This window comes from Streptomyces phaeoluteigriseus (assembly GCF_001896135.2).
Taxonomy (GTDB): domain Bacteria; phylum Actinomycetota; class Actinomycetes; order Streptomycetales; family Streptomycetaceae; genus Streptomyces; species Streptomyces phaeoluteigriseus.
Genome location: NZ_MPOH02000003.1, coordinates 189,081 through 196,015, shown reverse-complemented (window position 1 = coordinate 196,015; position 6,935 = coordinate 189,081). Strand labels below are relative to the sequence as shown.

Below are 6,935 nucleotides of genomic sequence, written 5' to 3'. Positions count from 1 at the left end.
GTCGGCCGGCGGTCGGTCCGGCTCAGGATCGGGCTCAGGATCGGGGTCGGCTCCCAAGGGGCGCTCAGCCATAGGTGGTGACAGCCAGGTCGACTGGTCCGCACACGGTCCACGACCGGTCCGCGACCGGTCTGCCGCGTCTGACGGCCGCCCTGTTTTCCACGGCGGCCTTCCGGCAGGTGTCCGCGGGGACTCCTGGAACCGACCCCGGAGACGCTCGACGACGACCGGCTCCTCGACACCTGGATCCGTGACCACCTGGGTACGGCCCCACACGCCTGCGGCACGGTTCCGATGGGCCCGCAGGACGATCCCGACGCCGCTGTCGACCTCTACGGCAGGGTGCACGGCCTGGCCGGTCCGCGGGTCGCCGACCCCTCGAGCGGCACACCGGGGTCGGAAAATCGTCGATGAAGCGTGTCGTCTCAGGGGCGCACCGCGGCGTCAGGGGCGCGTGGGGGCGGCGCGGAGCTTGTGCCGACGGCAGGGGCGAGGGCGATGGCCACGGCGGTGAAGGCGAGGACGACGATCATGGCGGCGCGAAGGCCGTAGTGGTCGCCGAGGAAGCCGAGGCCGGGTGGTCCGACGAGGAACGCGACGTATCCGATCATGGCCACAAGGCTGACGCGGGCCGCTGCGTCGGGGCCGGAGTCACCGGCCGCCGAGAGAGCGACGGGGAAGCCGAGCGAGGCTCCCATGCCCCAGAACAGCACCGCGGCGCCCGCCAGGACGGCGGAGTCGGCGAAGACGACGACGGCGATGCCGAGGGTCGCGGAGACGGCGCTGGCCCGGACGACGGGCGTGCGGCCGAGGCGGTCGATGAGGAAGCCGCCGCCGAAGCGGCCGATCGTCATGGCGGCGGCGAAGCCGGTGTAGACGGCGGATCCCAGGGCGGGGTCCACGTCGTGACCGTCGACCATGAGCAGGGGCAGCCAGTCGTTCGCGGCGCCCTCGGCCAGGGCCATGGCCAGGATGACACCCCCGATCAGCAGCAGCCGTCGGTCCTTCCACACCCGCCCCCGGGTCGGCGCGGTACCGTCCTCGATCCGCCGGCCCCCGTCCCGGTTCTTTCCCACGGCGCCGGGGATGGCGCGCAGGGCGTGGGCGAACATGCCGGCCGTGACGGCGACGACGACGGCAAGATGCCACTGCACCGGGACGGCGACCGCGGTGCACAGGATGCCGAACGCGGCTCCCACGACGGTGCCCAGGCTGAAGAAGCCGTGGAGTGTGGGCAGGACCGTCCGCCCAGTGATCTGTTCGACCTCGGCCCCGTCGACGTTGACCGCGACCTCTCCCCCGCCCATTCCGGCGCCGAAGAGGAACAGTCCGGCCGTCACGACGGGTGCGGAGGTGAGCATCGATCCGGCGCCGACGACCGCGATGCTGAGGATGACCAGGAGCGTCCCGGCGCCCATGACGGGCCGGGTGCCGAACCGGGCCACCAGCGCCCCGGAACCGAGAATGCCGATCATGGAGCCGACCGACAGACCGAACAGGATGAGCCCCATCTGCGCGGTCGACGCGCCGAGCTGGTCTCTGATGTCGGGCGTCCGGGTCACCCAGGAGGAGATCGACAGACCGGGTACCAGGAAGAGGAGGAACAGTGCCGCTCGACGGCGGCGGGTGGCCAGGTCCATTGCTGAGACGTTCTTTTCACGCGGGTGCGGCAGGGCGGGCACGCCCCGCGCCGAGTACGTACGAACGACGAACGTACACGCTGGTGGCGGGCCGGGGAAGAAGATCACCGGGCCGGGGGCTCGGGCGGCCGGAACGACCGAGAACTCCGGGTCCGTATCATCGACGGAGTACCGGAAGTGACCGCCGAACACGGAGTCACCACTGCCACACGTCGTGTGCATCACCGAATTCCGGGGATCGGTCGCCGCTGGGGTGGGGGCCGGACAAGTCGCCCCGCCCGAGGAGCGCGGTCACCCCGGCCGAGGGACTCCCGGCGTTCACTCGCTGCCCGCCCGCGTCAGAGTCCGGGAGGCAGCACGCAGAACTCATGGCCGTCGGGGTCGGCCATCACCACCCAACCGACCTCGCCCTGGCCGATGTCGAGCCGCTTCGCCCCGAGGGAGACGAGACGGTCGACCTCCGCCTGCTGATCGCCGTCGGCAGGTGGAGCGATGTCGAAGTGCAGCCGGTTCTTCCCGGTCTTCGGCAACAGCGGCGGACCGCCCCACGTGACCTTGGGGCCGCCGTGCGGCGAGCGGATCGCGGTCTCCTGGTCCTGGTCCCAGACCAGCGGCCAGCCCAGCGCCCGGCTCCAGAAATACCCTTCCTCCTGCGACCCGTCGCAGGCGAGCGCGCCGATGAATCCGCAGTCCGCGAGGAAGTTGTTGCCCGGCCCGACGACACAGAACTCGTTGCCTTCCGGGTCGGCGAGCACCACGTGCCCCTCCTCCGGGCGCTGGCCGATGTCGATGTGCCGGGCGCCGAGTTCGAGCGCCTTGGCCACGGTCTGCTGCTGGTCCTCGAGGGACTTGCTCGTCATGTCGAAGTGCGTCTGGTTCGGGCCCGCCTTCTGCTCCTGGGTCGGGAGGAACCGCATCCGGAACCCGGTGTCGTCATTGGGCAGGAGCGCGATGGCGCCGTAGGGGTCGTGGGTCGTCTCCCAGCCGAGGAAGCCGGCCCAGAAGCGCGCGAGGCGGGGTGGGTCGTTCGCGTCGAAGGTGAGCGCGTGAAGGTGGGAGGTCATGTTGGGGCATCTCCGATCTGTGGGCTCGCTGCCTCACCGCCCGTTCGGGAAGGACCGGGCAGGGCAGGGCAGTTCACCGGCGGGAAGCTTCTCGTTCAGGTCGTGGCGGACGCTGGCGACCCTGCCCACGCCGCGTCACCCGGTCAACTCATCAAGCGCGCTCGGTCACCGTCGTCACGGACAGCCGTCCTCGTCCACCGGGTCAGAGACTGGTGAGGAGGTCGTCGAGCGGGGCCGGCACCTGCTCGGGTTCGAGGGCCTCGACCAGGAGACGGCCGTAGCGGATCTTGCGGCCCTTCTTCGTACCGAGGAAGCGCCGCAACTGCTGCTCCCGGGGCCTGCCGTGCTGTGCGGGCTGGTGCAGGAAGGTCTGCCAGGCACGGATGTCGCCCTCGGCCCTGACGACCTCCTCGACCTCGGCCGGGCCCAGCGCGCGGATGAGTTCGTCCTCCAGGTCGCTCACGCACACGAAGAAGTTCCGGCGCGGCGCCCCCGCCCGCTCCAGGCCACGGTCGTAGAAGCGCTGCTCGCCCTCGTCGCAGAGTCCGGCCAGGCGCAGGCCGAGGCCGGGCGGCCCGAGGAGGTCGGCATAACGGCCGACGCTCATCGCCCCGCCCATCGGCACGACGCACACTCCTTCGGCGGCCAGGTCCCGGCCACGCCGTGCGGCGAGCGTCTCGACTGCGGCGAGGTCGCTCCGCCCCTCGAGCAGCACCGCTGTGCGCACACCGAGTCGCACGGCCAGATCACTCGCCACCTCACCGGGACCACCGGCCGCCCAGCCGATCACCTCGTCCCGGAACGCCCGCATGTCCGCCATGGGGCGAGTCTGCACCAACGCGGATGCTCCGGCACGCAATTATTCGACGGTCCGCGGCCCCGCGGCCCGGCGACCCGGCCCGGCGTCCGCGACGGCCCCGCGTCCGCGACGGCCGGCGTCCCTGGCGGGTGCACCGCCGCCCAGCGCGCCGCGCCGGTGGTGCGCGATCGTTCTGGGACGGCAGCGCGCTCGTGCCCGTACTCCGCCGCTCCGCCCCTCGTGCCTGTACTCCGCCGCTCCGGGCAGCTCGGGGTCCGCCTCGCGGCCCGCTGGCCCCAGGCCGTCGCCGACCCGCTCACCGACCCGGCAGTCGACACCGCAGGGAGGCGAGACCGCCGAGGCGGCCCGAAAGGCCCCAACCTCGCCGAACGCGGCCACCTGACACGCCAGGCCGCCCGGCTCAACGCCCGGGGTCGCGCTGACATGCGGAGCGCGGCTACGCCGGTCACGCGATCACCGACCACGGGCGGGACGCGTACACGCAGGGCATGACGGACGAGCGGATGCCCGCTCAGCGCGACCACGGACGGACGGTGGACCACCGGTCCGGCATGCCGCCGGGCATCGACGCCGACTTCCACGAGATCCCCGCCGCATGTGCCCGCACCGGTACCGGGTTGCCCACATGCGGTACGGCGTCGGTATGGCGCAGCGCGGCCGGCTGACCGACGAGGACGTGATCAACGCCTGGCCGTACACCCGGCTGCGTCCCTTCCTGGACAGGCGCGGTCGCGCGAGCGGCTCTCCACGGCGTGACCGACCCCCGCCGCTGCGGACGCTCCCGCCGGTTTGCCGTCGCCGGTGCGGGTTACGCGGGCGGTGCCATGCGCCGCCGACGCAGGACCAGGAGGTCCCCATGACCAGGCAGATACGCGACGTGATGTCGTCCGGCACGGCCGCCGTCGAGCCGATGACGACGGTGGCGCGCGCCGCCCGTCTGATGCGCGAAGAGGACATCGGCGATGTCCTGGTGACGTACGACAGTGATCTGTTCGGCGTGCTCACCGACCGGGACATCGTGATCCGAGCCGTCGCCGAGGGCCTCGACCCGGCCGAGACGGCCGTCGGCACGGTGTGCACCCGCCCGCCGGTGGTGACCCTGGCGCCGGACGACACCACGGATCACGCGATCGAGCTGATGCGGCGGCACGCCGTGCGGCGCCTCCCGGTCGTCGAGCACGGCGGCTGCCCGGTCGGCATCGTGAGTCTCGGCGACCTCGCCGTCACCGAGCAGCACCCTCACGCGGCCCTGCTGGGCGTGAGCGAGGCCGCCCCGAACCGTTGACGCGAGCCGTTGTCGACGCAGGTGCGGAGCGCGCCGGGGCCGGCCGCCCCCCGTCACGTCAGGGGTGCATCGGGGTCGCGTCGTGCGTCTCGTACGGGTCGGTCCTTCCCGTCCTGCGGTGACGGCGATGTGTGGCGCTCCCCTTCACCATGGCCAGGCCCAGACAGAAGATCAGGGCCAGCGCGAGGCCGGAGCAGAAGATCGCGAGCGTGTTCATGGTGGCGATCTCCCGGCCGAGCACGGACACCGTGTACCGGGGTCCGCCGGACAGGTTGTCGGCGATCACCAGGCCCGTGAAGGCGCCGGCGGCGACAAGGAGTATCAGTCCGAGGAACCGCATTCGAGTCATCTCCTCAACGCGTGAGTCGTCAGGTGCGTTCGGTGTGGCCGAGGAGCGCCGCGTAGCCGCCCGGCAGGGCGGTCTCCTCGTCGTCGGCGGCCGCGCGCGCCACCTGGTGGACGAACTCGTGCACGCCCCAGCTCCGCCCGGTGTTCTCCCCCGGGTGACGAATCGGCTGATCCACAGGGGCAGTTGGTCCGCCAGATGGCCGGCCACGGTCGGTCGCGGACGCTCCCCGAGGGTGCTCGGCACGGCCTCGCTGACGCGTGCCGCCTCGGCGTTGTCGGCGTACCCGCCCTGCTCCCGCACGGCGGCGAGGAATTCCGGGTCCGTCATGAGTCGCTCCCCGGTGCTGTTCCGCGGCGGGTTGTTCAGTGCCGGTCCGAGATCGGCACGGTGGATCTGCGGGAGTGCCTGCTGACCGTCCCGGACGACGACCTCCGGCGTCGGCCGCACCCGGCCGTCCGGCGGGTGCCCGCCATGGGTCGTGTCGTCCGCGGGTCCCAGTACGGCGTGCGGGTGCGGGTCGGCTCGTCCTCGTCGGCGGCGATGTCCCCCGGCGACAGCGCCGCGCACTGCTCGTCCACCCTCGTCCGCCGGTGGTCCTTGGCGGCGCGGTCGAACCAGGCGGCGGTGGCCTGAGAGGACGCGCCGACAGAGGTCACCCGGGACGCCCTCGGGGACTGGGCGCGGGCGCAGCCGGTGAACTCGGCGACCACTTCCTCGTCCGGATGCAGGACCACCGCGTGGAGCACGGCCGGGGAGCCCTGCACCTGCCGCCACTTCATGCGCGCCCGGGTACCCGTGCCCGGCGGCGTCAATCGCCCTACGGCCGCGGCGACGGCCCGCGTCCCTGTCGGGAACTCGGGGCCCCGGCCTTCCCGACAGCGGGACGGCCGATCACCTGTCGGACCCCCTGCCGGAGTGCGCATCCGCCCTCGGCACCAGCCGACTTCTCTCGCGTACAGGGACACGGCATGGGCGGATCCGGCCACGGGTACCGGGAAGGTGATGGCACACGCGCCGCCCGGCGCATCCGGCACCCGGCGGTCCGGCGGGGGCCACGAGGGGGTGAAGCGATGCGCGACGACAGCATCCCCGACGAACTGCTCGTGGCGGCCGCGCAGGAAGCACTGCGCGACCTCAACCGCACGCCCGACAACCGGGCCGTGCTGGACACGCTGGTCGCCTGCGACATCCTGGTTCCGGAGCCGGTCGAGTTCGTCGCCCGCCGTTCCCCGGAGGACGGCCGGCTGACCCTCCCGGTGATCGACGATCCCCCGCAACCACATACGGTTCCCGTCTTCACGTCGGTGGAGCGCATGCTCCAGACGCTCCCCGACGTACGCCTCGGCCATCAGGTGCAGCTCGGCCTGCTGGCGGCCAACTGGCCCACCGACGAGGAACTGGCGCTCGCCATCGACCTCGGCCACCCCGACGCCCTGATCTTCGCCGGGCAGGAGGTGCACAACCTGCTCGTGCCGCCCTGGAGGTGACCCGGCCCGGTCCGGGCCCTCAGACCCCCGGCCCGCAAACTGATCAACTCGTCCGTGACCCACCGGGCGACGTCGGCGGGGTACGGCGCCGGCAGCCCGAGGACGGTGTGCCGGAAGCCGGCGTTCTCGCGTCGATCGCCTCGCCGATGGCGCAGTTCATCGCGCCGAGCGCGAGGGAGGTGACCTGTACACCGGTGCGTCCCAAGGTGCGGTACGGCATGACCGTGTCTCCTCCAAAGACGGGGGAAGCGTGGTGTCGATGCTCGGCTCGGTGGCGCCGTGTCGCTCGT

Annotated in this window: 9 protein-coding genes and 2 pseudogenes; 4 read left to right on the top strand and 7 right to left on the bottom strand. The window is 72.4% G+C overall.

The features are described from left to right. The first annotated feature begins 195 nt into the window (after window positions 1–195). Window positions 196–414, top strand: coding sequence for a GMC oxidoreductase (locus BM536_RS42255; RefSeq protein ID WP_342748769.1), 219 nt, complete (start codon window positions 196–198; stop codon window positions 412–414). A gap of 11 nt (window positions 415–425) precedes the next feature. Here the strand turns inward: BM536_RS42255 and BM536_RS02690 are convergent, their stop codons facing one another. The 3 genes from BM536_RS02690 to BM536_RS02680 form a co-directional block, all read right to left on the bottom strand. Continuing rightward, window positions 426–1,640: an MFS transporter gene (locus BM536_RS02690; RefSeq protein WP_094102452.1), complete on the bottom strand. Its 1,215-nt coding sequence runs from the start codon at window positions 1,638–1,640 to the stop codon at window positions 426–428. Window positions 1,641–1,978: 338 nt separating this feature from the next. Next, window positions 1,979–2,704 carry a VOC family protein gene (locus BM536_RS02685; RefSeq protein WP_073492423.1) on the bottom strand — a complete coding sequence of 242 codons (726 nt, stop codon included), beginning with the start codon at window positions 2,702–2,704 and terminating at the stop codon, window positions 1,979–1,981. Between the two features lie 202 nt (window positions 2,705–2,906). Next, entirely contained in the window at window positions 2,907–3,524 is a 618-nt protein-coding gene (locus BM536_RS02680) for a TOPRIM nucleotidyl transferase/hydrolase domain-containing protein (RefSeq protein ID WP_073492421.1), read from the bottom strand. 425 nt (window positions 3,525–3,949) lie between these two features. Between BM536_RS02680 and BM536_RS44665 the strand changes: the two are divergent. Continuing rightward, window positions 3,950–4,257: pseudogene (locus BM536_RS44665) on the top strand (hypothetical protein); the annotation flags it as partial. 123 nt (window positions 4,258–4,380) lie between these two features. Further along, on the top strand, window positions 4,381–4,809 hold the full coding sequence (locus BM536_RS02675) for a CBS domain-containing protein (RefSeq protein WP_073492419.1): 429 nt from the start codon (window positions 4,381–4,383) through the stop codon (window positions 4,807–4,809). Window positions 4,810–4,867: 58 nt separating this feature from the next. On the opposite strand, the gene BM536_RS42245 is transcribed toward BM536_RS02675, so the two are convergent. The 3 genes and pseudogenes from BM536_RS42245 to BM536_RS02660 all read right to left on the bottom strand — a co-directional run bounded on the left by BM536_RS42245 (window position 4,868) and on the right by BM536_RS02660 (window position 5,937). Further along, a complete protein-coding gene (locus tag BM536_RS42245) occupies window positions 4,868–5,149 on the bottom strand; it encodes a hypothetical protein (RefSeq protein WP_073492417.1) in 282 nt (93 codons plus the stop codon). A 153-nt stretch (window positions 5,150–5,302) separates the two neighbouring features. Further along, window positions 5,303–5,485: pseudogene (locus BM536_RS44660) on the bottom strand (DUF2267 domain-containing protein); the annotation flags it as partial. Between the two features lie 35 nt (window positions 5,486–5,520). Continuing rightward, window positions 5,521–5,937 (bottom strand): PCC domain-containing protein, encoded by a 417-nt coding sequence (locus tag BM536_RS02660; protein WP_211362810.1) that lies wholly within the window; start codon window positions 5,935–5,937, stop codon window positions 5,521–5,523. Between the two features lie 291 nt (window positions 5,938–6,228). On the opposite strand from BM536_RS02660, the gene BM536_RS40650 reads away from it, so the two are divergent. Then, the gene (locus BM536_RS40650; protein WP_073492413.1) at window positions 6,229–6,645 is read left to right on the top strand and encodes an SseB family protein; all 417 of its coding nucleotides are present in this window, start codon (window positions 6,229–6,231) and stop codon (window positions 6,643–6,645) included. A 43-nt stretch (window positions 6,646–6,688) separates the two neighbouring features. Here the strand turns inward: BM536_RS40650 and BM536_RS44655 are convergent, their stop codons facing one another. Continuing rightward, window positions 6,689–6,865 carry a hypothetical protein gene (locus BM536_RS44655; RefSeq protein WP_425444595.1) on the bottom strand — a complete coding sequence of 59 codons (177 nt, stop codon included), beginning with the start codon at window positions 6,863–6,865 and terminating at the stop codon, window positions 6,689–6,691. Window positions 6,866–6,935 lie beyond the last annotated feature (70 nt).

Bases quoted from the DNA above. Each gene is read 5' to 3' on its own strand.
- BM536_RS02660 (WP_211362810.1), bottom strand. From the start codon at position 5,937: ATGAAGTGGCGGCAGGTGCAGGGCTCCCCGGCCGTGCTCCACGCGGTG.
- BM536_RS44655 (WP_425444595.1), bottom strand. From the start codon at position 6,865: ATGCCGTACCGCACCTTGGGACGCACCGGTGTACAGGTCACCTCCCTC.
- BM536_RS40650 (WP_073492413.1), top strand. From the start codon at position 6,229: ATGCGCGACGACAGCATCCCCGACGAACTGCTCGTGGCGGCCGCGCAG.
- BM536_RS02690 (WP_094102452.1), bottom strand. From the start codon at position 1,640: ATGGACCTGGCCACCCGCCGCCGTCGAGCGGCACTGTTCCTCCTCTTC.
- BM536_RS02675 (WP_073492419.1), top strand. From the start codon at position 4,381: ATGACCAGGCAGATACGCGACGTGATGTCGTCCGGCACGGCCGCCGTC.
- BM536_RS02685 (WP_073492423.1), bottom strand. From the start codon at position 2,704: ATGACCTCCCACCTTCACGCGCTCACCTTCGACGCGAACGACCCACCC.
- BM536_RS02680 (WP_073492421.1), bottom strand. From the start codon at position 3,524: ATGGCGGACATGCGGGCGTTCCGGGACGAGGTGATCGGCTGGGCGGCC.
- BM536_RS42245 (WP_073492417.1), bottom strand. From the start codon at position 5,149: ATGCGGTTCCTCGGACTGATACTCCTTGTCGCCGCCGGCGCCTTCACG.